22 protein-coding genes and 1 pseudogene are annotated in these 23802 nt (G+C 73.6%); 13 read left to right on the top strand and 10 right to left on the bottom strand.

Annotated features, from left to right (window positions below; genetic code table 11):
* Window positions 1–149 precede the first annotated feature (149 nt).
* The 5 genes from ACFVYK_RS33555 (at window position 150) to ACFVYK_RS33535 (ending at window position 3732) form a co-directional block, all read left to right on the top strand.
* Complete coding sequence (locus ACFVYK_RS33555; protein ID WP_389780507.1) at window positions 150–632, top strand: DUF3017 domain-containing protein; 483 nt, start codon at window positions 150–152, stop codon at window positions 630–632.
* A 225-nt stretch (window positions 633–857) separates the two neighbouring features.
* The gene (locus tag ACFVYK_RS33550) at window positions 858–1316 is read left to right on the top strand and encodes a helix-turn-helix domain-containing protein (protein ID WP_389780504.1); all 459 of its coding nucleotides are present in this window, start codon (window positions 858–860) and stop codon (window positions 1314–1316) included.
* Window positions 1317–1444: 128 nt separating this feature from the next.
* Window positions 1445–2158 (top strand): helix-turn-helix domain-containing protein, encoded by a 714-nt coding sequence (locus ACFVYK_RS33545; RefSeq protein ID WP_389780503.1) that lies wholly within the window; start codon window positions 1445–1447, stop codon window positions 2156–2158.
* Complete coding sequence (locus tag ACFVYK_RS33540) at window positions 2053–2379, top strand: DUF2690 domain-containing protein (protein ID WP_389780502.1); 327 nt, start codon at window positions 2053–2055, stop codon at window positions 2377–2379. Before ACFVYK_RS33545 ends, ACFVYK_RS33540 begins: the two co-directional genes overlap by 106 nt.
* A gap of 363 nt (window positions 2380–2742) precedes the next feature.
* Complete coding sequence (locus ACFVYK_RS33535) at window positions 2743–3732, top strand: malate dehydrogenase (RefSeq protein ID WP_389780501.1); 990 nt, start codon at window positions 2743–2745, stop codon at window positions 3730–3732.
* Between the two features lie 63 nt (window positions 3733–3795).
* Here ACFVYK_RS33535 and ACFVYK_RS33530 read toward each other — a convergent pair whose 3' ends face one another.
* Window positions 3796–4071: a DUF397 domain-containing protein gene (locus ACFVYK_RS33530; protein WP_389780500.1), complete on the bottom strand. Its 276-nt coding sequence runs from the start codon at window positions 4069–4071 to the stop codon at window positions 3796–3798.
* A gap of 69 nt (window positions 4072–4140) precedes the next feature.
* Window positions 4141–5529, bottom strand: coding sequence for an MFS transporter (locus ACFVYK_RS33525; RefSeq protein ID WP_389780499.1), 1389 nt, complete (start codon window positions 5527–5529; stop codon window positions 4141–4143).
* A gap of 98 nt (window positions 5530–5627) precedes the next feature.
* On the opposite strand from ACFVYK_RS33525, the gene ACFVYK_RS33520 reads away from it, so the two are divergent.
* The 6 genes from ACFVYK_RS33520 (at window position 5628) to ACFVYK_RS33495 (ending at window position 13996) form a co-directional block, all read left to right on the top strand.
* Entirely contained in the window at window positions 5628–6593 is a 966-nt protein-coding gene (locus ACFVYK_RS33520; RefSeq protein WP_389780498.1) for a LysR family transcriptional regulator, read from the top strand.
* A gap of 179 nt (window positions 6594–6772) precedes the next feature.
* Window positions 6773–8302, top strand: a complete 1530-nt coding sequence (locus tag ACFVYK_RS33515; RefSeq protein ID WP_389780497.1) for an aldehyde dehydrogenase family protein — start codon at window positions 6773–6775, stop codon at window positions 8300–8302.
* A gap of 149 nt (window positions 8303–8451) precedes the next feature.
* Window positions 8452–9981: a GMC family oxidoreductase gene (locus tag ACFVYK_RS33510; protein WP_389780496.1), complete on the top strand. Its 1530-nt coding sequence runs from the start codon at window positions 8452–8454 to the stop codon at window positions 9979–9981.
* Complete coding sequence (locus tag ACFVYK_RS33505; RefSeq protein WP_389780495.1) at window positions 9981–11072, top strand: glycine betaine/L-proline ABC transporter ATP-binding protein; 1092 nt, start codon at window positions 9981–9983, stop codon at window positions 11070–11072. Before ACFVYK_RS33510 ends, ACFVYK_RS33505 begins: the two co-directional genes overlap by 1 nt.
* A 1-nt stretch (window position 11073) precedes the next feature.
* The gene (locus ACFVYK_RS33500; protein WP_389780494.1) at window positions 11074–13038 is read left to right on the top strand and encodes an ABC transporter permease; all 1965 of its coding nucleotides are present in this window, start codon (window positions 11074–11076) and stop codon (window positions 13036–13038) included.
* 1 nt (window position 13039) lies between these two features.
* The gene (locus ACFVYK_RS33495) at window positions 13040–13996 is read left to right on the top strand and encodes an ABC transporter substrate-binding protein (protein ID WP_389780493.1); all 957 of its coding nucleotides are present in this window, start codon (window positions 13040–13042) and stop codon (window positions 13994–13996) included.
* Between the two features lie 5 nt (window positions 13997–14001).
* Here the strand turns inward: ACFVYK_RS33495 and ACFVYK_RS33490 are convergent.
* The 3 genes and pseudogenes from ACFVYK_RS33490 to ACFVYK_RS33480 all read right to left on the bottom strand — a co-directional run.
* Window positions 14002–14327 (bottom strand): annotated as a pseudogene (locus ACFVYK_RS33490) (isocitrate lyase/phosphoenolpyruvate mutase family protein); the annotation flags it as partial.
* A gap of 83 nt (window positions 14328–14410) precedes the next feature.
* The gene (locus tag ACFVYK_RS33485) at window positions 14411–14854 is read right to left on the bottom strand and encodes a carboxymuconolactone decarboxylase family protein (protein ID WP_389780492.1); all 444 of its coding nucleotides are present in this window, start codon (window positions 14852–14854) and stop codon (window positions 14411–14413) included.
* Window positions 14851–15396, bottom strand: a complete 546-nt coding sequence (locus ACFVYK_RS33480) for a carboxymuconolactone decarboxylase family protein (protein WP_389780491.1) — start codon at window positions 15394–15396, stop codon at window positions 14851–14853. The genes ACFVYK_RS33485 and ACFVYK_RS33480 overlap by 4 nt, the downstream gene beginning before the upstream one ends.
* A gap of 47 nt (window positions 15397–15443) precedes the next feature.
* On the opposite strand from ACFVYK_RS33480, the gene ACFVYK_RS33475 reads away from it, so the two are divergent.
* Window positions 15444–16871 carry a PLP-dependent aminotransferase family protein gene (locus ACFVYK_RS33475; protein ID WP_389780490.1) on the top strand — a complete coding sequence of 476 codons (1428 nt, stop codon included), beginning with the start codon at window positions 15444–15446 and terminating at the stop codon, window positions 16869–16871.
* Between the two features lie 32 nt (window positions 16872–16903).
* Window positions 16904–17389: a carboxymuconolactone decarboxylase family protein gene (locus tag ACFVYK_RS33470; RefSeq protein ID WP_389780489.1), complete on the top strand. Its 486-nt coding sequence runs from the start codon at window positions 16904–16906 to the stop codon at window positions 17387–17389.
* A gap of 116 nt (window positions 17390–17505) precedes the next feature.
* Here the strand turns inward: ACFVYK_RS33470 and ACFVYK_RS33465 are convergent, their stop codons facing one another.
* The 5 genes from ACFVYK_RS33465 to pabB all read right to left on the bottom strand — a co-directional run.
* On the bottom strand, window positions 17506–18303 hold the full coding sequence (locus ACFVYK_RS33465; RefSeq protein ID WP_389780488.1) for an aminotransferase class IV: 798 nt from the start codon (window positions 18301–18303) through the stop codon (window positions 17506–17508).
* Between the two features lie 12 nt (window positions 18304–18315).
* Complete coding sequence (locus ACFVYK_RS33460; protein WP_389780487.1) at window positions 18316–19506, bottom strand: FAD-dependent monooxygenase; 1191 nt, start codon at window positions 19504–19506, stop codon at window positions 18316–18318.
* A complete protein-coding gene (locus tag ACFVYK_RS33455; RefSeq protein ID WP_389780486.1) occupies window positions 19503–21071 on the bottom strand; it encodes a class I adenylate-forming enzyme family protein in 1569 nt (522 codons plus the stop codon). Before ACFVYK_RS33455 ends, ACFVYK_RS33460 begins: the two co-directional genes overlap by 4 nt.
* 80 nt (window positions 21072–21151) lie before the next feature.
* Window positions 21152–22726 carry a benzoate-CoA ligase family protein gene (locus ACFVYK_RS33450; protein WP_389780485.1) on the bottom strand — a complete coding sequence of 525 codons (1575 nt, stop codon included), beginning with the start codon at window positions 22724–22726 and terminating at the stop codon, window positions 21152–21154.
* Window positions 22723–23802: aminodeoxychorismate synthase component I (gene pabB / locus ACFVYK_RS33445; protein WP_389780484.1), on the bottom strand; the 1080-nt coding region annotated here is incomplete at its 5' end. The genes pabB and ACFVYK_RS33450, both read right to left, overlap by 4 nt.

The raw sequence follows: 23802 nt of genomic DNA, 5'->3' as shown, positions 1-23802 counted from the left end.
CGGACGTGAAAGGCGCGGACGTGGAGGGCGCGGACGTGAAAGGTGCGGACGTGAAAGGCGCGGACGTGGAGGGCGCGGACGTGAAAGGTGCGGACGTGAAGGGCGCGGACGTGGAGGGCGCGGACCGGAACGACGCGGGCCCGGACGGCGTGGGCACGGACGGCGTGGGCACGAGGGGCGAGGACGTCGACGAGATCGAGGTCCGGGACGCCATCAGCGCGCCGGACGCCGACGGCGTGCCGCGTCGCACCACCCGCCGCTTCCCGAAGTTCACCCGGGACACCGCGCGCCCCGAGGGAGCCGGCCGGGCCGCGCCGGGCGACGCCCTGGCCGCCCGGCAGTGGCCGATCATCGCCGTGCTGGGCGTCGTGGCGCTCGGACTGCTGCTGACCGCGCTCGACCTGTTCCGGGTCGGCACGCTCCTGATCGGCGTGGGGCTGCTGGCCGGCGCGGTCCTGCGCTGGCTGCTGCCCGGCGTCGGCATGCTCGCCGTGCGCTCCCGCTTCACGGACATCGTGACCTACGGGGTGCTCGGCACGGCGATCGTGCTGCTGGCGCTGATGGCCCAGCCCAGTCCGTGGCTGCAGATCCCGTTCCTGAAGGACACCCTGCACTTCACGGTCAGCGGCTGACCGAGGACGTGCGGCGGCCCGTCCTCATCCCCCGAGGAGGACGGGCCGCCGACGCGTTCCACGTTCTCCCACCTCGAACGGCCTGTTCAACGGCTGTTCGGACGCTGTGCCACGGAAGTGACCGTTCCGCTACCGTGTGCGCGCACCGCCACAGCCGCCACCGGCGCGGGAACCGTCCGGCCGCCCGGCGTCGTCCCTGCAACGGATCGAAGGAGAGGGGGCCGGATGGGCGCCTGGCAGCCGCTGCCCGACGGACTGCCGTCGGAGGTGCGGCACTTCGTGGAGCAGTTGCGGCGGCTCAAGGACGGCACGGGCCTCAGCCTGGCCGCGCTCGGCGCGCGCACCGCGTACAGCAAGTCGTCCTGGCAGCGCTATCTCAACGCCGTCCAGCCGCCGCCCCGGCAGGCCGTCGCCGCGCTGTGCCGGGTGGCGGGGCTGGCCGGCGCGGACGCCGAACGCCATGTCGTGCGCTGGGAACTGGCCGTCGAGGCGTGGCCGCGGCCGGCGCCGGCGGACCCGGCCGGGGCGTACGAGGAGGATCCGACGGTGCCCTGGTGGGACCGTCTGGAGGAGCCCGTGCCGCCCCCCTCGCCGCGGCCCGTCGGTCGCCTCCTCCTCTATGCGGCCCTGCTCCTGCTCGCCCTGCTGGCGACCGCCGTCGGGGGAGCGCTCGCCTTCGGATGAGCCGGAGCGGCCCCGGCGCGGCGCACCCGTTGTGTGCTTACGTTGACCGTCCGGGCATGTGTCCCGGATCGTCGTCGCATCGGGTCGTGCACGACCCATGGGACTCGGCGCAGTGAGAAGGGGGCCGGATGCCTCGCTGGAAAGCCCTGCCGGGTGAACTCGACCCGCAGGTACGGGAATTGGTCGAGGTGATGCGACGGATCATGGACCGTGCCGGGCTGAGCGTCGCGGCGGTGGCGGACCGCACGGGCTACGGCAGGTCGTCCTGGGAGCGTTATCTCCACGGCCGGCTGCTGGCGCCCAAGGGCGCGGTCGTGGCGCTGGCCGAGGTCACCGGCACCCCCGCGCTCCATCTGGTCGCCCTGTGGGAGCTGGCCGAGCGGGCCTGGAACCGCTCGGGGGCCCGGTACGACGGGGGCGAGGGCGGCGACGGGGGCGAGGGGGGTGAAGGCCGCGGTGACGGCGGCGCGCGGACCGCCGGGACCCTACCCGCGCGGGCCCTGCCGGGGCGGTTCGGCCCACCGCCCTCCCCGCCCGGCGGCGAGCGGGCCCGGACCGGGACGCGGCCCCGCGGCGCGGGCCGGCAGCGGTCGGGGCTGTTGCTCGCCGGAACCCTGGGCGTGCTGATCGTCGCGGCCGGCGCTTACTTCCTCACCGGCCACGGGGACCCGCAGGCGGTGGGCGTGGCCGAGTCGCCCTCGCCGTCGGCCCCGCGCCCCGCGTCCTGCCCTCCGGGGTGCTGTGCGCCGGACCCGACTGCACGGGCCGGGACGCAGAGGCGACGGGGTGCAGCGACCTCGCGGCGACGGCGAGGACCGCGACGGTCGGCGCGACCCTGGTAGAGGTCCGCTTCAGCAGCGTCTGCGGGGCGGCCTGGGGCCGGATCACCCGGGCCGCGCCCGGAGACACGGTGCAGGTGACGGCCGGTTCGGTGCGGCGCACCGGCCGCGTCACGGCGGCGGGCGACACCATCGCGTACACGCCCATGGTGGCCGTGGACAGCGCCGACGGGGCGACGGCCTGCGCGGTGCTGGCCTCCGGGCAGCAGGGCTGCACGCCCTGACCCGGCGGCGGCCGGACCGGCCGCCGAGAAATTCGGGGCGCACAGGAATAGCCGCGCCGGTCGCCGGGCAGGCGAACCGTACCCCCACGGGACTCCGGCGCGACCCGGTTCCCCCACGGCGGCCGCTCGGTTCCACCTCTCCCGGACCGGCGGCCGCCGCTTGTCTCCCGCGGTTCTCGTCAGGGGTGTCCCGCGCGCCGAAGTCCACTCTGTGGGACGGGCCACACGCCCCCGGACGTCCGCGATCCCGGATGCGCGATAGCCTGACCGCTGGTTGGATCTCTTGATACCAAGAGATCGATCATTTGTACGTCCCGCCCGGGGCAGGGACGCCCCACCGACAGCTGTCATACGGAGAACGCCATGACCCGCACTCCCGTGAACGTCACCGTCACCGGCGCGGCCGGCCAGATCGGTTACGCCCTGCTCTTCCGCATCGCCTCCGGCCAGCTGCTCGGCGCGGACGTGCCGGTCAAACTGCGCCTGCTGGAGATCACCCCGGCCCTGAAGGCCGCCGAGGGCACCGCCATGGAGCTCGACGACTGCGCCTTCCCGCTGCTGCAGGGCATCGACATCACGGACGACCCGAACGTCGCCTTCGACGGCGCGAACGTGGCCCTGCTCGTCGGCGCCCGCCCCCGCACCAAGGGCATGGAGCGCGGCGACCTCCTGGAGGCCAACGGCGGCATCTTCAAGCCGCAGGGCAAGGCCATCAACGACCACGCCGCGGACGACATCAAGGTCCTGGTCGTCGGCAACCCGGCCAACACCAACGCGCTGATCGCCCAGGCCGCCGCCCCGGACGTACCGGCCGAGCGCTTCACCGCGATGACCCGCCTCGACCACAACCGCGCGCTGACCCAGCTCGCGAAGAAGACGGGCTCGACGGTCGCCGACATCAAGCGGCTGACCATCTGGGGCAACCACTCCGCCACCCAGTACCCGGACATCTTCCACGCCACCGTCGCCGGCAAGAACGCCGCCGAGGTCGTGGGCGACGAGAAGTGGCTGGCCGAGGACTTCATCCCGACCGTCGCCAAGCGCGGCGCGGCCATCATCGAGGCCCGCGGCGCCTCTTCGGCCGCCTCCGCCGCCAACGCGGCCATCGACCACGTGTACACCTGGGTCAACGGCACCGCCGACGGCGACTGGGCCTCCATGGGCATCCCGTCCGACGGTTCCTACGGCGTCCCGGAGGGCCTCATCTCCTCCTTCCCGGTCACCACCAAGGACGGCAAGTATGAGATCGTCCAGGGCCTGGACGTCAACGAGTTCTCCCGCGCCCGCATCGACGCGTCGGTGCAGGAGCTCGCGGAGGAGCGCGAGGCGGTTCGCGCCCTCGGCCTGATCTGAGCCTGAACGCCACGATCCCCGGACGGTCGAACCGTCCGGGGATCGTCTGCGTCCAGCTCCGGTTCAGCTCCGCTTGAGGGCGCCGACGAAGCGTGTCCATGCGCCGAGTTCGAACACCAGGGCGCCTCGCTCGGGGTTCTTGCTGTCGCGGACCGGGACGACGGCCGGGATGTGGTCGGCGACTTCGAGGCACTCACCGCCGGTGGTGTTGCTGTAGCTGGACTTGCGCCAGGCAGCGGTGCTCAGGAAGTCGTCGGACACTTCGAGCCACTCACCGGCGTCCGGGTTGCCGTAGCTGGACTTCCGCCAGGCTGCGTTGCTCAGGTCGAGGGCTCGCACGGCAATTCCTCCCGGGCATGGCGTCCCCTTCGCGCGGCTCAGCGTGGCGGTCTGAACACGAAGAGTAATTCAACTCTCGGACGGATTCAGGCCGTTGTCGAAGCTCCGACGGCGGCCGGGCGCGCCGAGACCGGTCACCACCAGCGCCGTCGCCGCCAGCACCACCACCGCGACCGTGCGCAGGGCCGGGCCCATGCCGGCGGCGAAGCCGGCGTGCCCGGCCAGGACGGTGCCGGCGACCGCGACGCCGAGGGCCGCGCCGATCTCGCGGGCCGACGTGCCGAGGCCGGAGCCGAGACCCGCCTGGTGGGGCGGGAGCGAGGTGACGACGCCCAGGGTCAGCGCGGGCATCGACAGACCCATCCCCGCCGAGATGACGAGCAGCCAGCCGGCGTACACCGGGTAGGGCGTGCCGGCGTCCGCGGTGGACGCGCCGAGCAGGCCGAGGCCGATCAGGGCGAGCCCGGAGCCGATGACCGGGCGGGGACGGGCCGACCAGCGGGCGGCCAGCTTGGGGACCAGGGCCATGCCGGCGATCAGCGGGACGATGGCGATGCCGGTGTGGGCGGGTCCGTACCCCTTGACCTCCTGTAGGTACTGGGAGTTGACGAAGAACAGCGCGAACAGGCCGAAGAAGCCGGTCGCCAGACCCAGGCCGGTCGCGCGCAGGCGGGGGGAGCGGAAGGCGCGCGGGTCGAAGAGGGGGGTGCGCGAGCGCAGGGAGCGCAGGGTGAACGCGACGGTCAGGGCGGCTCCCGCCGCGAACGAGCCCAGGATGGGCGGCGAGGTCCAGCCGTGGTCCGGGCCCTCGATGATGCCGAAGAGCACGGCGACCAGTCCGGCGACGAGCAGCAGGGCTCCGAACGGGTCGAGGTCGCTGTGCGGCGAGCGGTCCGTGCGCGGGGTGGTCAGCGCCACGGCCGGCGCCAGCAGCGCCGCCAACGGGATCATCGCGGCGAACAGGGCCCGCCAGGTCAGGAACTGGCCGGCCAGGCCGCCGCCCAGGTTGCCCGCCAGGCCGCCGAGCCCCATGGCGAGGGTCCAGGAGCCCATCGCCCGGGCCCTGCCCTGCGGTCCGGCGAGGTGGACGAGGATCGACATCGTCGCCGGGGTGATGAGCGCCGCGCCCGCTCCCGAGATGCCCCGGCCCACGATGAGCACCGCCGGGTCGGGGGCGAACGCGCTGGTGGCGGCCCCGAGGGCGAACAGACCGAGGCCGGCGAGGAGAGCGCCCTTGCGGCCGTGCCGGTCGCCGATCGCGCCGGCCGGGATGAGCAGGCCCGCGAAGACGATGACATAGGCGTCGACGGTCCACAGGACCTCGCTGTGCGAGGGGTGCAGCGAGGACGAAGCCAGTTGCGGGATCAGGAGGTTGATGGCGGCGACCATGCTCTGGGCGACCAGCACGCAGGCGCACAGCGCGAGAAGGGTGGACCGTTTCAGGGCGTGCGAGGGCACGGCTCCTCCCGGGGAGCTCGTCGGAGTGGGATGCCCGTTCACCGTAGGCTCGGCGTCGTCCTGCTTTCCAGTGCAACCTTTGCAAGAGGTGAGTGCGTGTGACGCAATCCGTGAGCGGGCCTGCGGGATCCGTCGGAGCCGCCGGACCCGTCGGGCTGGATCTGAATCTGCTGGTCGCGCTGGACGTCCTGCTGGAGGAGCAGAGCGTGCAGGGCGCGGCCCGCCGCCTGCACCTGTCCGAGCCCGCGATGAGCCGCACCCTGGGCCGGGTCCGCAGGGCGCTGGGGGACCCGATCCTGGTGCGGGCCGGGCGGCGCATGGTGCCGACGTCGCGCGCCCTCGCCGTGCGGGCGGAGGTGAGCGCGGTCGTGGAGCGGGCCCGGGCGCTGTTCGCGCCGGCCGAGGGGACCGACGTCAGGACGGTGACCCGCACGCTCACGATCCTCGGTCACGACGCCGTCGCGGCCGCCCACGGACCGGCCCTGTACGCCCGCGCCGCCGCCGAGGCTCCCGGCATCCGCGTCCGCTTCCTGGGCGAGAGCCACGTCGACGCGCCGTTCCTGCGCGAGGGCACCGCCGACCTGGAGGTGGGCGTCATCGACACCGTGGCCCCCGAGGTGCACCGCGAGCAGCTCCACGAGGACCGGATGCTGGGGGTCGCCCGCGCCGGACACCCCTTGCTGGACGGCGCGTTGACGCCAGAGCGGTTCGCCCGGGAGGCGGACCACATCATCGTCTCCCGGCGCGGCAGGCTGTACGGGCCGGTCGACGCGGCGCTCGCGGCACTGGGGCTGGAGCGGCGGGTGGTGGGCGCGGTCGGCTCGCTCCCGGCCTCGCTCTTCGTCATCCGCGACACCGATCTGGTGGGGCTGAACACCGCCTGGGGGCTGCCGCTGGCGAGGAGCCTCGGCCTGGTCTCCTTCGAGGTGCCGCTGGATCTGCCGCCGCTGCGGCTGGGCATGGCCTGGCACCCCCGGCATGACGCCGACCCCGCGCACGCGTGGCTGCGCGGCGCGGTGCGGGACCTGATGGCCGACCGTGACTTCTGGGGCGATTCCGTGTGAGCGAACCGTCACCATGACACCTGTTTTGCCCCGTTATGTCCTATCTCTCAGTGACTCAGCGCACTTTAGGCCATGGATTGCGCATGCAATGAGGTCTTCGGGGAATGTGGACGCGGTCCCCGGCGGTGACCCACGGGTGACACAGGGGGACGGAACAGGAACGGAAGGCAACACCGATCATGGCCGACACGACGGAACAGACGGAACAGCGGGAGTGCCGGACGATTCACGCGGGCGGCGAGTGGCTGGCAGCCGCCTCCGGAGCAACCCGGGAAGTCCTCGATCCCGCGGACGGCCGCCCCTTCGCGGTGGTGGCGGAAGGCGACGAGAAGGACGCCGACCTGGCAGTGGCGGCCGCCCGCACCGCCTTCGACGAGGGCGAGTGGCCACGCACTCCGGCCGTCGAACGCGCCGCACTGCTGCGCCGTGTAGCCGACCTCCTCATACGCGACCGCGAACGGCTCGGCCTGCTGGAGAGCCGTGACGCGGGCAAGACCCTCGAAGAGGGCCGCGTCGACATCGACTGCGTCGCCGACGCCTTCCGCTACTTCGCCGGCCTCGTCGCGGCCGAGGCCCCGGGCCGGGTCGTGGACGCGGGCTCGGCGGACGTCCACAGCGTCGTCGTCCATGAGCCCATCGGTGTGTGCGCGCTGATCACCCCCTGGAACTATCCGCTTCTGCAGGCGAGTTGGAAGATCGCTCCGGCCCTGGCCGCCGGCGACACCTTCGTCGTCAAGCCGAGCGAGATCACCCCCCTGACCACGATCGCGCTGATCGACCTGCTCGCCGAGGCCGGACTGCCCGCCGGCGTCGCGAACATCGTCACCGGCCCCGGCCACACGGTCGGCGCCCGGCTCGCCGAACACCCCGACGTCGACCTGGTGTCCTTCACCGGTGGTCTGGTCAGCGGCACCAAGGTCGCACAGGCGGCCGCCCCGACCGTCAAGAAGGTCGCCCTCGAACTCGGCGGCAAGAACCCCAACGTGGTCTTCGCCGACGCCTGCGCCACCGACGAGGGCTTCGACACCGCCGTCGACCAGGCCCTCAACGCGGCCTTCATCCACAGCGGCCAGGTCTGCTCGGCGGGCTCCCGGCTCATCGTCGAGGAGTCGGTCCGCGACCGCTTCGTCGACGAACTCGCCCGCCGAGCCGGGAGGATCCGCCTCGGACGCGGCACCGAGAGCGGCGTCGAATGCGGTCCGCTCGTCTCCGAGCAGCAGCGCGCCAAGACCGAGGAGTACGTGGCCTCCGCGCTCGCCGAAGGGGCCGTCCTGCGATCGGGCGGCCGACGGCCGGACCCCTCCCCGCAGCGGCCCGAGTCCGGCTACTTCTACGAGCCCACCGTGCTCGACCACTGCCACCGCGAGATGCGCGTCGTGCGGGAAGAGGTCTTCGGGCCCGTCCTCACCGTCGAGACCTTCCGCACCGAGGACGAGGCGGTGGCCCTCGCCAACGACACCGAGTACGGCCTCGCGGGCGGTGTCTGGACCTCCGACGCCGGCCGCGCCCGACGGGTCGCCGGCCGGCTGCGCCACGGCACCGTCTGGATCAACGACTTCCACCCCTACCTGCCGCAGGCGGAGTGGGGCGGCTTCGGCAAGAGCGGCGTGGGCCGCGAACTCGGCCCCGCCGGGCTCGCCGAGTACCGCGAGGTCAAGCACGTCTACCAGAACCTCGCGCCGCAGCCGGTCCGCTGGTTCGCCGGCTGACCCGCCGCCCCGGCCCGGCCCGCGCATCCCGCGGCGCGCATCCCGCACCCGGCAGCGCGCATCCCGCATCCCGTGCCCCGCTCCCTCCCGCACCCCGCTCCCTCGCCCTGACGCCCGAGAAGACTTCGCCCGCCCCTGGAGTACCCCTCATGCCAGAGACCTCACCCGTCTATGACTATGTGATCGTCGGAGGCGGAACCGCCGGTTCCGTCATCGCCTCACGGCTCACCGAGAACCCGGACGTCACCGTCGCCGTCATCGAGGGCGGCCCCAGCGACGTCGGCCGCGACGACGTCCTCACTCTGCGCCGCTGGATGGGCCTGCTCGGCGGCGAACTGGACTACGACTACCCCACCACCGAGCAGCCGCGCGGCAACTCCCACATCCGGCACAGCCGCGCCCGCGTCCTCGGCGGCTGCTCCTCGCACAACACCCTCATCGCCTTCAAGCCGCTGCCGTCCGACTTCGACGAGTGGGAGGCGGCCGGCGCGCAGGGCTGGGGCGCGGTCTCGATGGAGGCGTACTACGCGCGCCTGCTGAACAACATCGTCCCGGTCGACGAGAAGGACCGCAACGCCATCGCCCGCGACTTCGTCGAGGCCGCACAGCAGGCGACCGGAGTGCCCCGCGTCGAAGGCTTCAACGACAAGCCCTTCGACGACGGCGTCGGCTTCTTCGACCTCGCCTACCACCCGGAGACCAACAAGCGCTCGTCCGCCTCGGTCGCCTATCTCCACCCGGTGATGGACGAGCGGCCCAACCTGACGCTCTGGCTGGAGACCTGGGCGCACCGGCTGGAGCTGGACGGCGCCCGCGCGCAGGGCGTGCACGTGCGCGCGAAGGACGGCACGGAGAGCCTCGTGCGGGCCCGGCGCGAGGTCGTGCTCTGCGCGGGCGCGATCGACACGCCCCGCCTGCTGCTGCACTCCGGCATCGGCCCCAAGGCCGACCTGGACGCGCTCGGCATACCCGTCGTCCACGACCTGCCCGGCGTCGGCGAGAACCTGCTCGACCACCCCGAGTCGGTGATCGTCTGGGAGACCCACGGGCCGCTCCCGGAGAACTCCGCGATGGACTCCGACGCCGGCCTGTTCGTGCGCCGCGACCCCGAACACGCGGGCCCCGACCTGATGTTCCACTTCTACCAGGTCCCCTTCACCGACAACCCGGAGCGGCTCGGCTACGAACGCCCGGCGCACGGCGTCTCGATGACCCCCAACATCCCCAAGCCGAAGTCCCGCGGACGGCTCTTCCTGGTCAGCGCGGACCCGAGCGTCAAGCCCGCCCTCGACTTCCGCTACTTCACCGACGAGGACGACTACGACGGCCGCACCCTCGTCGACGGCATCCGCATCGCCCGCGAGATCGCCAAGACCGAGCCGCTGGCCGGCTGGCTCAAGCGCGAGGTCGCCCCCGGCCCGCACGTCACGGGCGACGAGGAGCTGAGCGAGTACGCGCGCAAGGTCGCGCACACCGTGTACCACCCGGCGGGCACCTGCAAGATGGGCGCCGCCGACGACGAACTGGCGGTAGTGGACCCCCAGTTGCGTATCCGTGGACTGGACGGCATCCGCATCGCGGACGCCTCCGTGTTCCCGACCATGACAGCCGTGAACCCGATGATCGGCGTGCTGATGGTCGGCGAACGGGCCGTGGACCTGATCGGAGGCGATGCCTGATGAGTACCGACCTGAGCACCGGCACGAGTATCCCCGCGAGCATCGAGACGCGCCCGCCGGTCTTCTCGGTGGACGGCCTGTGGAAGGTGTTCGGCCCGAAGGCCGAAACCGTCCCCGCCGACCCCGAACTGACCTCCCTGCCCCCCGCCGAACTGCGCTCCCGCACCGGCTGCACCGCCGCCGTCCGGGACGTCTCCTTCGACGTGCACAAGGGCGAGGTCTTCGTCGTCATGGGCCTGTCCGGCTCCGGCAAGTCCACCCTCGTGCGCTGTCTGACCCGGCTGATCGAACCGACGGCCGGCACCATCGCCATCGAGGGCGAGGACGTGCGGGCCATGGACCGCACCACCCTGCGCGAACTGCGCCGGCACCGCGCCGCGATGGTCTTCCAGCACTTCGGCCTGCTCCCGCACCGCACCGTCGTCGACAACGTCGCCTACGGCCTGGAGATCCAGGGCGTCGGCCGGTCCGAACGCCGCGAGCGGGCCCAGGAGGTCGTCGAGAAGGTCGGCCTCGAAGGCATGGAGCACCGCAGGCCCAGCGAGCTGTCCGGCGGCCAGCGCCAGCGCGTCGGACTGGCCCGCGCGCTCGCCGTGGACCCCGAGGTCCTGCTGTTCGACGAGCCGTTCAGCGCGCTCGACCCGCTGATCCGGCGCGACATGCAGGAGGAGGTCGTCCGGCTGCACCAGGAGGAAGGCCGCACGATGGTCTTCATCACCCATGACCTCAGCGAGGCCCTCAAGCTCGGCGACCGCATCGCCCTCATGCGCGACGGCGAGGTCGTGCAGCTCGGCACCCCGGAGGAGATCGTCGGCTCGCCCGCCGACGACTACGTCCGCGAGTTCGTCCGCGACGTCCCGCGCGAACAGGTCATGACGGTCCGCCGGGCCATGCGCCCCGGCGAGTGCGGCGGCCCCGACCACCCCGGCGCGATCGCCGCCGACGCGGTCGTCGCCGACGCGATCCAGGTCGTGGCGCACAGCCACCGGCCCGCGTGCGTCGTGGAGGACGGCCGGTGTCTGGGGGTCGTCGACCACGAACGGCTCCTCGACGTCGTGGCCGGAACGGAGCTCCGCAAGGAGGCGGTCTGACATGGCTACCGTCACCGCACCCGCGCCCCGGGTCTCCCTGCCGGGCATCCTCAAACACCGCGTCGTCGCCAAACTCGCCCTGCTGGCGCTCGCCGCGGCGATCCTGGTCCCGCTCGCCGACGCCCGCTGGGCCAGCGGCAGTTGGCCCGCCGCTCTCACCGTCGACCTCACCCAGCCGCTGGGCAGGGTCAGCGACTGGATCATCGACAACCGCGACAGCCACCCGCTGTTCCTGTACGGCTTCGGCTACCTCAGCAACGCGGTCGTGCTCTCCGTGCGAGCCGTCTACCTGGTCCTGCTCGCCGCCGGCTGGGCCGGCGTCACCGCCGTGGCCGGACTCGTCGCCTGGCGGGTCGCCGGGCTGCGGCTCGGGCTCGGCACCGCCGCCGCGTTCCTGACCTGCGGGCTGCTCGGCATGTGGATCCCGACCATGCAGACGCTCGCGCTGATGGTCGTGGCGGTCCTCGTGTCCGTCGCCGTCGGCGCCGTGCTGGGCCTCGCCGCCGGACTGTCGGACCGGATGGACCGCGTCCTGCGCCCCGTCCTGGACACCATGCAGGTGCTGCCCGCGTTCGCCTACCTGCTCCCGGTGGTCCTGGTCTTCGGCATCGGCGTCCCCGCGGCCGTCCTGGCCACCGTCGTCTACGCCGCCCCGCCCATGGCCCGGCTCACCGCGCTCGGTCTGCGCGGCGCCGACAAGGAGGTGCTGGAGGCGGTCGAGTCGCTGGGCGCCACCTCCCGCCAGCGTCTGCTGACCGCGCGCATCCCGCTGGCCCGCAAGGAACTCCTGCTGGGCCTCAACCAGACGATCATGATGGCGCTGTCCATGGCGGTCATCGCCTCGGTGATCGGCGCGGGCGGCCTCGGCGACCGCGTCTACCAGGCGCTCGCCTCGGTCGACGTGGGCGCGGCCCTCGCCGCCGGCATCCCGATCGTCCTGCTCGCAGTCGTCCTGGACCGGGTCACCGGCGCGGCCGGCGAGGGCGACCCCGGCGCCGCACAGCCGGGACGCGCCGGCCTCTCCCGGCGCTCGGGCTGGACGGCCGCGCTCGCGGCCGCCCTCGTGGTGGCGCTCATAGGACGGTTCGCCGGCCGGCTCGACTGGCCCGACGCCTGGACGCTGAACATCGCCGAGCCCGTCAACCGGGCCGTCGACTGGATGACGGACCACCTCTACTCGGGCGTGCCCGTGATCGGCGGCACCGCCGACTGGGCCGGACACTTCACCACCTGGGTCCTCGACCCGCTGCGCGACGGCCTCCAGGCCCTGCCCTGGTGGTCGGTGCTGCTGATCGTCGCCGCGCTCGCCTGGGTGATCGGCACCTGGCGGACCGCGCTCACCGCCGTCCTCGCCATGGCCGCGATCGGCGTGCTCGGCGTGTGGAAGCCCTCGCTCGACACGCTGTCGCAGGTCCTCGCCGCGGTGGCCGTCACCCTCGTCCTGGGCTTCGCCACCGGCATCGCCGCCGCCCGCAGCGACCGCTTCGAGCGGCTCCTGCGGCCCGTCCTCGACGTCTTCCAGACGATGCCGCAGTTCGTGTACCTGATCCCGGTCGTCGCGCTGTTCGGCGTCGGGCGCGCGCCCGCGGTGGCCGCAGCGGTCGTCTACGCCCTGCCCGCCGTCGTCCGCATCACCACCCAGGGGCTGCGCCAGGTCGACCCGGCCGCCCTGGAGTCGGCCCGCTCGCTCGGCGCGAGCAGCGGCCAGCAGATCCGGCAGGTGCAGCTCCCGCTGGCCCGCCCGGCCCTGCTGCTCGCCCTCAACCAGGGCGTGGTCCTGGTCCTCGCCGTCGTCATCATCGGCGGTCTGGTCGGCGGCGGCGCCCTCGGCTACGACGTCGTCTTCGGCCTCGCCCAGGGCGACCTCGCCACCGGTCTGGTGGCCGGCGCGGCCATCGTCTGCCTGGGTCTGATGCTCGACCGGGTGACCCAGCCGACGGAACGCCGCATCAAGAAGGGAGCGTGACATGCGCATCCGTACCACCGCGACCGTGGCCGGCGCCTCCGCCCTGCTCCTGCTGACCGGCTGCGGCGCCGCCGACATGACGAAGCAGGCCTCGCCGTTCGCCAACGCGCGGGGCGCCAAGTCCCTGACCCTGTCCGTCCAGTCCTGGGTGGGCGCCCAGGCCAACGTGGCCGTCGCCCAGTACCTGCTGGAACACGAGCTGGGCTACCGCGTCGACACCGTGCAGGTCGACGAGGTGCCCGCCTGGGACGCGCTCAGCCAGGGCCGGGTCGACGCGATCCTGGAGGACTGGGGTCACCCGGAGCAGGAACAGCGCTACATCAAGGACAAGAAGACGATCACGCCGGGCGGCGACCTCGGCGTCACCGGCCACATCGGCTGGTTCGTGCCGACGTACTTCGCCAAGCAGCACCCGGACGTCACGAACTGGAAGAACCTCGACAAGTACGCGGCGCAGTTCGCCACCGCTGAGAGCGGCGGCAAGGGCCAGCTCATGGACGGCTCGCCCTCCTACGTCACCAACGACAAGGCCCTGGTGAAGAATCTGGACCTCGACTTCCAGGTCGTGTTCGCCGGTTCGGAGGCCGCCCAGATCACCCAGATGCGGCAGTTCGCCAAGGAGAAGAAACCCTTCCTCACCTACTGGTACTCGCCGCAGTGGCTGTTCAAGAAGGTCCCGATGACCGAGGTGAAGCTGCCCCCCTACAAGGAGGGCTGCGACGCGGACCCGGCGAAGGTCGCCTGCGCCTACCCGCACACCCCGCTGCAGAAGTACCTCAACGCCGGCTTCGCGAAGGACGGCGGCAAGGCGGCGGCCTTCCTGAAGAAGTTCCGGTGGACGACCGAGGACCAGAACGAGGTGTCCCTGATGATCGCCGACCAGAAGCTCACGCCGGAGGACGCGGCGAAGAAGTGGGTGGAGGGCAACGCGTCGACCTGGAAGGCGTGGCTGTCCTGAGATGTTCAGAGCTGTCCCGGGCTGTTCCGAGCGGCCCTGTGCTGCCGTGAGCGCCGCCGTCGGCGGACTTCGTCGCCGATCTCCCGCAGGGCGGCCGTCGCCCGGCGCCGCAGTCCCGGTCCGAATGTGACGCGGGTGGCCCCGAGTTCGCCGAGCACGGCGGGCGAGGGGCCCTCGCCGTCCGTCCACCCGCCCACGTTGACCGGGCCCCGGATGCCCGACCGCAGCGACGGCAGGACGTCCACCGGCGCGCCGATCGGGACACGCAGTCGGTGCCGGCCGCCACGTACAGTGCCGCCCGCTCGACGGCCCCGTCCGCGTCGCCGTCGCCGGGGCCCCCATGCCCTTAAGGCAGTGGGGGAGGGGCGCCCGGCGCGCGGCCCTGGTGCAGTCGTCGGAAGTCGTCCGCCTTGCTCATGGTGTGTAACCCCCTGGTGGGATGCGCCGGGCGACCATCACCCGGTTCCAGTTGTTGATGGCGGTGATCAGCGCGACGAGATGGGCGAGTTCGGCGTCCGCGAAGCGGCGGGCGGCCTCGGCGTACACCTCGTCCGGCACGAACCCCTCCGTCAGGACCGTCACGGCCTCGGTCAGCGCGAGCGCGGCCCGCTCCCGCTCGTCGAAGACGTCGCCCGCCTCCTCCCAGGCGCTGAGCATGTCCAACTGGCGCGCGCCCACGCCCTGTTCGCGGGCGATCGTGAGGTGCATGTCCAGGCAGAACGCGCAGTGGTTGAGCTGCGAGGCGCGGATCACCACCAGTTCGGCGAGCGCGGGATCGCCGAGGCCCCGCTTCGCCGCCGCGCTCAGCGCGGACATGGCCCGGCCGACCTCCCGGTCGAGAAGGATCGTGCGGCTCACGTGTGCTGCCCCGGCCGGTGGTGCCCCGGCACCAGCCGGCAGGTCACGCCGAACCGGTTCCAGGCGTTGATCACCGTGATCGCGGCGATCAGCTGCGCCAGCTCGGGCTCCGCGAAGTGCCGGGCGGCGCGCTCGTATACCTCGTCGGACACGAAGCCTTCCGTGAGCACGGTCACGGCCTCGGTCAGCGCCAGCGCCGCGAGCTCCCGCTCGGTGTAGAAGTGCTCCGACTCCTCCCAGGCGCTGAGCTGGACGATCCGCTCGACGCTCTCGCCCGCCGCGAGCGCGTCCTTGCTGTGCATGTCGAGGCAGAGCGCGCAACGGTTGATCTGCGAGGCGCGGATCTTCACCAGCTCCAGCAGCTTCGGATCGAGGCCCTTACGGGCGGCGGCGTCCAGCCGGACCATCGCCTTGAAGACCTCGGGGGCGTGCTCGGTCCAGTCGAGCCGGGGGGTGTGCGCGGGCGCGTACCGAACCTCTGCGTCGGCCGTCGTGGTCGTGGTGGCGGTCGTGCTGCTCGCGGCGGGTGCGTCTGTCGTCATGACCTCGACCCTAGGAGCCAGGCAGCCCAGGAGTATGGTCCATTTCCATGGCGAGAACCCGGGCCACTTTGGGCGTCGACCTTCACCTGGAACCCACCGGACCGCGGCTGCGGCGGGGGCTGACCGACGCCCTGCGCGAGGCTGTCCGCAGCGGCCGGCTCCCGCCCGGCGCCCGTCTGCCCTCCTCCCGCTCCCTCGCCGCCGACCTGGGCATCGCCCGCAACACGGTCGCCGACGCCTACGCCGACCTCGTCGCCGAGGGCTGGCTCACCGCCCGCCAGGGCTCGGGCACCCGGGTAGCGGACCGGACGGTCGTCCCGCCGGCCGGCGGCGCCACGCCCCGGCGCCCCGAACGGCGCGAGCCCGCGTACGACCTGCGTCCCGGCACCCCCGACCTCGGCTCCTTCCCGCGCGCCGAGTGGCTCAAGGCGGCCCGCCGCGCCCTCACCGCCGCCCCCTCCGAGGCCTTCGGCTACGGCGACCCCCGTGGCCGGGTGGAGCTGCGCACCGCGCTCGCCGAGTACCTCTCCCGCGCCCGCGGGGTGCGCGCCGACCCCGAGCGCATCGTGGTGTGCGCCGGGTTCGCGCACGGGCTGAAACTGCTCACCGCCGTCCTGCGGGCGCGCGGCGCGCACACGGTCGCCGTCGAGTCCTACGGTCTGGACGAGCACTGGAGGCTGTTGGCCGCGGCCGGGATGACGACGACCGCGCTGCCCTTCGACGAACGGGGCACGGACACCGGGCGGCTGACGGACGCGGGCGCGGTCCTGCTCACCCCCGCCCACCAGTTCCCGATGGGCGTGCCCCTGCACCGCGACCGGCGGGCCGCCGTAGTGGACTGGGCGCGACGCACCGGCGGGCTGGTCCTGGAGGACGACTATGACGGGGAGTTCCGCTACGACCGCCCGTCCGTCGGCGCCCTCCAGGGTCTGGATCCCGGCCACGTGGTGTACCTGGGCACGGCGAGCAAGTCGCTCGCCCCCGGCCTGCGTCTGGGCTGGATGGTGTTGCCGTCGGACCTGGTCGGGGAGGTGGCGGAGGCCAAGGGCGGGATGGACGCCTCCGGGGCCCTCGACCAGCTCACGCTGGCGGATTTCATCACGTCCGGGGCCTACGACCGCCATGTCCGGGCGGCCCGCACGCGCTACCGCCGGCGCCGTGACGCGCTGGTCGCGGCGCTGGCCGCCCGCGCCCCGGCGGTCCGCGTCACCGGCATCGCGGCCGGCCTGCACGCCGTCCTGCGGCTGCCGCCCGGCACGGAGGGGCCGGTGCTGCGGGCGGCCGCCTACCAGGGCGTGGCCGTCGACGGCCTCACGCCCCGCTACCGTCACCCGGGAGCGATCGCCGCACCCCTGGACGCCCTGGTCGTGGGGTACGGGACGCCGCCGGACCACGCGTGGTCCGGCGCGCTGGACGGGTTGATCACGGCTCTCCCCTCCGACGAGAGCGGCTCCGGAATTCCTTTTCCCGGATAGATTTCCTGGATTTTCCCGGATACAGTCCCATCATGACGAACAGTAATTCCGTGTCCCGCGTGGCCCTCAAGAAGACGACCCCCGAGGTCTCGGCCGCGATGGGCTCCCTGCACGCCGCCGCAGTTTCCGCCGCGCAGGACGCGAAGGTCGAGCCGGAGATCCTGGAACTGGTCAGGACCCGCGCCTCGCAGCTCAACGGCTGCGCCTTCTGCCTCGACATGCACACGAAGGACGCCCGCGCCCAGGGCGAGAGCGAGCAGCGCCTGTACGCGCTGAACGCCTGGCGGGAGACCCCCTTCTTCAACGAACGGGAGCGCGCCGCACTGGCGTTGACCGAGGCCGTGACCCTGGTGCACGACGGCCACGTGCCGGACGCGGTGTACGCCGAGGCGGCGGAGGTCTTCGACGAGGCGCAGCTGGCGGCGCTGATCTGGGCGGCCACGGTCATCAACGCCTACAACCGGATCGCCATCGCCACCCGTATGACGCCGGGCGCTTATCAGCCTGCCGGGAAATAAATACAGAAATACGGAACGCGGGCATCGGTAAAATCAACCGATGCCCGTTCCCGTGCTTTTTCTGTTCGTCGCGCGCCGCAATCTGCCGTACTCGCCGCAAACTCGCCGCACTCGCCTCAGGCGCAGGAAAGCGGCTCCGCCAGCGATTCCAGCCACGGGCGCCATTCCGTCGCCCGCACGGCGGGCGCGCAGCCGATCGCCCCTCCCGCCCAGCCGGTGACCGGCCGGATCCCGTGCAGGGCGTTCACCAGCCACACCTCCCGGCCGTCCAGCTCCGTCAGCGCCCGCTCGCGGTGGACGACCCGGACCCCGAGCCGGTGGGCCCGTTCCTGGATCAGGCCGGCCGTCACCCCGGACAGCACCGGCAGCCGGGGCGGGGGCAGACACAGCGCATCGCCCTCCCACCACACGACGCTGGCGGTGGCCGCCTCCAGCACCGCGCCGGAGGGCGCGACCAGCACCGCCTCCGTCGCACCCTCCTCGGACGCCCGGCGGCGCACCCGGGCCAGGGCGTCCAGGTCGGGCCCCTTGCGGCGCGGCATCGTCCGCGGGTCCGGCTGGCCCGCCGCCCAGACCCGGACGTCCGGCTCCAGCGGCGGGGCGGGCCGCAGCAGCAGCCGCAACTCCAGTGACCCCGCCGCGAGTTCCACGCGCGGGAACCACTCACCGGTGCGCGGCAGCGCGGCCGTCGCGTCCCGCCAGAACTCCAGCAGTCGGCGCAACGACGGCCCGCTGCACTCGCCGCAGGCCCGCAGGAACCGCTCCCGGTGCCGCTCCAGGCCGCGCACCCGGCCGTCGCGCACCAGCCACGAGTCCGCCACGAGCAGCCGTCCGCCGCCGGTCTCGATGCGGGGCGTCAGTCCCCTGGCCGGCGTCCACGCCAGCGACTCCTCCAGGACCGCATGCCGTGTCATCGTCTGCTCCTCTCAGTACTTTCCGCCCGCTGCCGCGGGGGCCCCGCCGCGCGGCCCGTACGGCGCGTGCTCCAGCCACGACCCGCACGACGGCAGCACGGGCGCGAGCGCCGCCGCCGCCCGCTGCCGGAGCCGTACGCTCCGGCGGCGCGGCCGCAGATGCTCCAGCGCGCTCCCCGCGGCGGCGCTGTTGAACAGCCCCGCCGCGCGCCGCGCCTCGGCGAACGCCTCGACGGCGCCGTCGGTCCCGGCCGCGACGGCCCCGGCCGCCGCCGCCGCGTCGGCGATCCCGCTGTTCATGCCGCGCGCGCCGAACGGCGGGAACAGATGCGCTGCCTCGCCGACCAGCAGCACCCGCCGGCGGGGATCCGTGAACGAGGCGGCGACCAGGCGCTGGAAGCGGTACGTCGACACCCACAGGATCCGGTCGGCGTACCCCTCGCCCACGACCGCCGGCAGCCAGCGCCGTACCGCCTCCTCGGTCCCGAACGCCTCCTGCGCGTCGTCGTCGCGGCACTGCAGGTCGACCTGGAAGCCCCCGGTGAACGGCACCCGCATCACGCTGCGGCCGCCCACCCCCGGATGCTCGTAGTGGAAGACCCGCTCCAGCGGCAGTTCACCGCCCGGCACGTCGGCCACGTCCACGACGACGTGGAAGCCCTCCCCCCGGACGCCCTCCATGGCGATGCCCAGCGCACGCCGGACCGCCGAGCGGGCCCCGTCGGCGGCGACGACGTGCCCGGCGCGCCACTCCCGTCCGTCCTCGCAGCTCACCACGACCTCGCCCGGCGCGGCGTCCACGCCGCTCACCCGCGCGTCCCACTCGAAGGCGACCCCGGCCCGCTCGCAGGCGGCGCGCAGGAAGCGCTCGGTGTCCACCTGGCGCAGGCTGGTGAAGGGCGGGAGCGCGGCCGGGGCGCCCGATGACGGCGGGAAGGTGCGCGAGTACACCTCGCGGCCCCGGTACAGGGTCCGCCGGGTGTGCCAGGTCCGCCCGTAGGCCGTGATCTCGGCGGCGAGCCCGGGACGCATCCCGTCGAGCAGCCGGAGCGTCTCGCGGTGCACGAACAGGGCGCGGCTGCCCGGCCGTTCTCGGTCCTCGGCGTCCGCCTCCAGCAGCACGACGGGCAGTCCGCGCGCGCGCAGGGCGAGCGCCGCCGACAGACCGACGGGGCCCGCGCCCACGACGACGACCGGGTTCACCCGCGCACGCTCTCCGGCGTCCCGGTCAGCAGACGGGTGATCTCCACCCGCTTCACCTTCCAGGTCGCCGTCATCGGCAGCTCCTCGAACCGCCACTGCCGGGGCTCGGCCATCGCGGGCAGATCGGCCGTCGCCTCCCGCCAGCGCTGCGGATCGAGCGGCCGCTCGCCCCGCACGCACACCACCGGCACCGGCTCACGGTCCGCGCCGGGCACGATCACCACCTCGCGGAGCTCCTCCAGCCGCTCCATCAGGGTGTCCTCGACCTCCAGGTTGCTGTGCACCGCGTCGATCCGGTCCACCTCGCGGTCGATCAGCCGCAGGGCGCCCAGCCGGCTCATGCAGCCCAGGTCGCCCATCTGCCACCAGCCGCCGTCGAGCTGACGGTCGTACTGCTCCCGCGCGCCGAGGTAGGTGAGGATGCGTCCCCTGGTGCGGGCCTCGATCCGGCCGGGCGTGCCGGGCGGGACCCGCCGTCCCTCGGCGTCGGCGATCCGCACCCGGGTGAAGCCGGGGATCGCGATTCCGACCCGTCTGCCGTCCGCGCGCTCCGCGCTGCGCCGCGTGAACCACCGGAACGCGACGGGACCCGTCTCGCTCTGCCCGTACAGCTGGATCAGCCAGGGCGTACGGCGGGTGGACGCGCCCAGGAGCCGGCGCACGGTGCGCGGGTGGATCGCGTCGAACGTGGAGCCGTACGACTTCACCCGGGACAGCGGGGCGCCGGGCGCGTCGGCCAGCTCCTCCCACAGCACGAAGGTGTTGGGGTGGGTCTCGACGATGCCGGGGCGGTGGCGGGCCAGCAGCGGTCCGACGGCCGCCGGTTCCGGGTCGGTGATCAGCACGAGCGGGCTGCCGAAGTGCAGCAGCACGCCGAGCAGGTGGTAGAAGCGCGAGTGCACGAACGACATGTGCAGGGCGGCCGTCTCGCCGCGGGTGGGCCAGCCCATCGCCTTCTGCGGCACGAGCCGGTTCCACATCGTGTTCGGGCAGTGCACGGCCAGTTTGGGCAGGCCGGTGGTGCCCGAGCTGTGGGTGATCAGGGCGGGCTCGCGCGGATGCAGCCGCACCGGCGCGGGCGGCTGCGCGCCGGCGTACCGCTCCAGCGGCTCGGCGCCGGGCGCGTCGTCCACGGACAGGATCGCCCGCACGGACGTCCCGACCCCGCGCAGCGGCCCCTCCAGCTTGGCCCGGTCGGTGATCAGCCAGGGCTGCCGCAGTCGTTCGAGCAGCTGCCCCACGACCGGACCGGCCAGCCCTGGGGAGAGCAGCGCGGGCACCGCGCCGATCCGCGATATCGCGCAGGTCAGCAGCACGATGTCGACGTTGTCCGTCTTGTGGACGGCCACCCGCTCCGAGGGCCGCACACCGGCCGCCCACAGCCGGGCCGACAGCTCCTCCACCAGGTCGGCCAGCGTCCGGTAGTCCAGGTGGACGCCAAGGGAGGGATGGGTGTCCAGCGGCCGGTCCAGGGTGACGAAGACGGCTCCGTGGCGGTCGGCCGCCCGCCGGAACAGCGGGCCCAGATAGAATCCGCGGTCGGCGAGCGCGGGTTGCTGCGACATGTGGCTGTTCCTCTCGGACGGAGATCCGGTCGACCGGCGGCCGGACGATCGTCGGTCTGTCGTCGGGCGCCCGGACACGGTCACCACGCGCCCCGGCGGACCAGATGGCGCCGGAGCTTTCCGGTGGCGGTGCGGGGCAGGGACGTCACGAAGACGACGCTTCTGGGCACCTTGAAGGCGGCGAGGCGATCACGCGCCAGGGCGACGAGCTCCGCCTCCAGGGCGGCTGCGCCGATCGGGCCCGCGGGGACGACGAAGGCCCGCAGTCTGCTGGAGCCCCGCTCGTCCGGGACGGCGGCGACCGCGACCTCCCGCACCGCCGGATGGGCCCGCAGGACGGCCTCCACCTCCAGCGGGGACACGGTGATCCCGCCGACCATCTCCATGTCGTCGGCGCGGCCCAGATGGCGGTAGGAGCCGTCCGGCTCGCGGCGGGCCCGGTCGTGGGTGGCCAGCCAGCCGCCGGCCAGGGCGCGCTCCGTCTCCTCGGGCCGGTTCAGATAGCCGCGCGTCACCGTCGGCCCGCGCACCCACATCTCGCCCTCCGCGCCGTCGGGCACCGGCCGCCCGGCCCGGTCGCGCAGCTCCACCTCGAACCCCGGCACCGGACGTCCCACGGTGCCGGGCCGGTGGTGGCCCAGGCTGTTGGCGCAGAAGGCGTGGCCGGCCTCGGTGGAGCCGATCTGCTCCAGCACGGGCGCGCCGAGCAGGTCCGCGACCCGGGCGCCGAGGCCGTCCGGCAGACCCTCGCCGGCCGACACCGCCGCGCGCACCGAGGCGAAGCAGGCCGCGTGTCCGCTGCCCCGGTCGGCGACCAGCGCCGCGTACGCCGAGGGCACCGAGTAGAGCAGGGTGACGCGGTGCCGGGCGACGAGTTCGTCGACGGCGGCGGGCGACGGACGCCGGTCCACCAGCACGGCGCTGGAGCCCGAGAAGAGCGGGAAGACGAAGGCGTTGCCGAAGCCGTAGGCGAAGTACAGCTTCGACACCGAGAGGGTGACGTCCGCCTCGGTGATCCGCAGCAGCCGCCGGCCGATGAGGTCGTGATACGTCTTCGGGTCGCCGTGCGTGTGCACGACCCCCTTCGGCCGGCCCGTGGTGCCCGAGGTGTACTGGACGTACAGCGGCGTGTGCGCGTCGACCGGGTGGGCGCGGGCCGGCCGGGCCGTCGGGGCGAGCGCGAGAAGCTGGTCGGCGCCGAGCCGGACCCGGTCGGCGAACCGGTCCTCCAGGCCGGGTCCCGTCACGCACAGCACGGCCCCGGCGTCCTCGGCCATGAACGCGTGTTCCGCGGCGGGCAGTTCGGGGTTGACCAGGACGGCGACCGCCCCGATCCGGGCCGCGCCGAGAAAGGCCGCCACCCACGCGATCCCGTCGGGCAGCGCGAGGAGGACGCGGTCGCCGGGCCGCACCCCGTGCTCGGCGAGCACCCGGCCCGCACGCGCCCCGAGGTCGTGCACCTCGCCGTGGGTCCAGAACCGGTGCCCCTGGTGGAACGCGGCCCGCCCGCCCCATCCGCGCCGCTCGGCGAGCGCGGCCAGATGGGCGGCGAGGTTGCCGGGGGCGGTGGAGTCGTCGGCGACCGCCCGGGGCCGCGGCACCGCCGCGACGGGGGTGACGACCGGACCGGGCCCGGGGGTACGCGAGGCCGTCATCGCGCGGCCTGCTTCCCGGCCGGGGCGGCGGCGCCGGCGTCGACGGGTCCCGGATCCGCGTCCGCGGCGGGCTCGCGCAGGGCGCGCATCTGCGCGGCCGTCTTCAGCAGCATCTCGTCGTACTCCGCGGCCGGATCCGAGTCCAGGACGATCGCGCCGCCGGCCCCCAGCTGCAGCACGCCGTGGGCCATGACGGCGGTGCGGATGACGATGTTGAGATCCGCGCCGCCGCTGCAGCCCAGATAGCCGAGGGCTCCCGAGTACACACCGCGGGCCTCGGTCTCCAGCTCGTCGATGATCTCCATCGTGCGCAGCTTGGGCGCGCCCGTCATCGAGCCGCCGGGGAAGCAGGCGCGGACGCAGTCCACCGCGTCCACGCCCTCGCGCAGCCGGCCCTCGACGGTGGAGACGAGCTGGTGCACGGTCGCGTACGTCTCGGTCGCCATCAGCCGGGACACCCGCACGGTGCCGGTCCGGCAGACCCGCCCCAGGTCGTTGCGGAGCAGGTCGACGATCATCAGGTTCTCGGCGCGGGTCTTGGCGTCCGCGGCGAGCGCCTCCCGCAGCCGGGCGTCCTCCGCCTCTCCGGCGCCGCGCGGCGCGGTGCCCTTGATGGGCTTGGCCTCGGCGACGCCGTCCCGGGTGATCCGCAGGAACCGCTCGGGCGAGGAGCCCGCCACGTCGAGGTCGCCGAACTTGAGGTAGGCGGCGTAGGGGGCGGGATTGACGCGGCGCAGCGCCCGGTAGAAGCCGTACGCGTCGTGCGGTGCGGGCAGCCGCGCCGCGTCGGTCAGGCAGATCTCGTAGCTGGTGCCCGCCAGGAGCTCCCGCCGGCAGGCCGCGATGTCCGCGAGATAGGTCTCCCGGTCGCGCACCAGCCACGGCTCGACCTCTCCGGGCCCGCCCGCGGCGTCGGGTCCGGCCGGTACCGGGACCGGGTCCTGGGCGGGACGCGGCTCGGCGGGGTGGGGGCCGGTGGGGGCGGTGCGCCCGGCCGCGGCGCCGGTGAGCAGCGTGGCCCGGCCTGCGAGGCCGGTGGGGGCGGCGCCGCGCCGGGCCGGGGCCGGTGTGCGGGG

It is taken from the genome of Streptomyces sp. NPDC058291 (genome assembly GCF_042880855.1).
Classification (GTDB): domain Bacteria; phylum Actinomycetota; class Actinomycetes; order Streptomycetales; family Streptomycetaceae; genus Streptomyces.
This window is presented reverse-complemented; position numbering and strand designations above follow the sequence as displayed.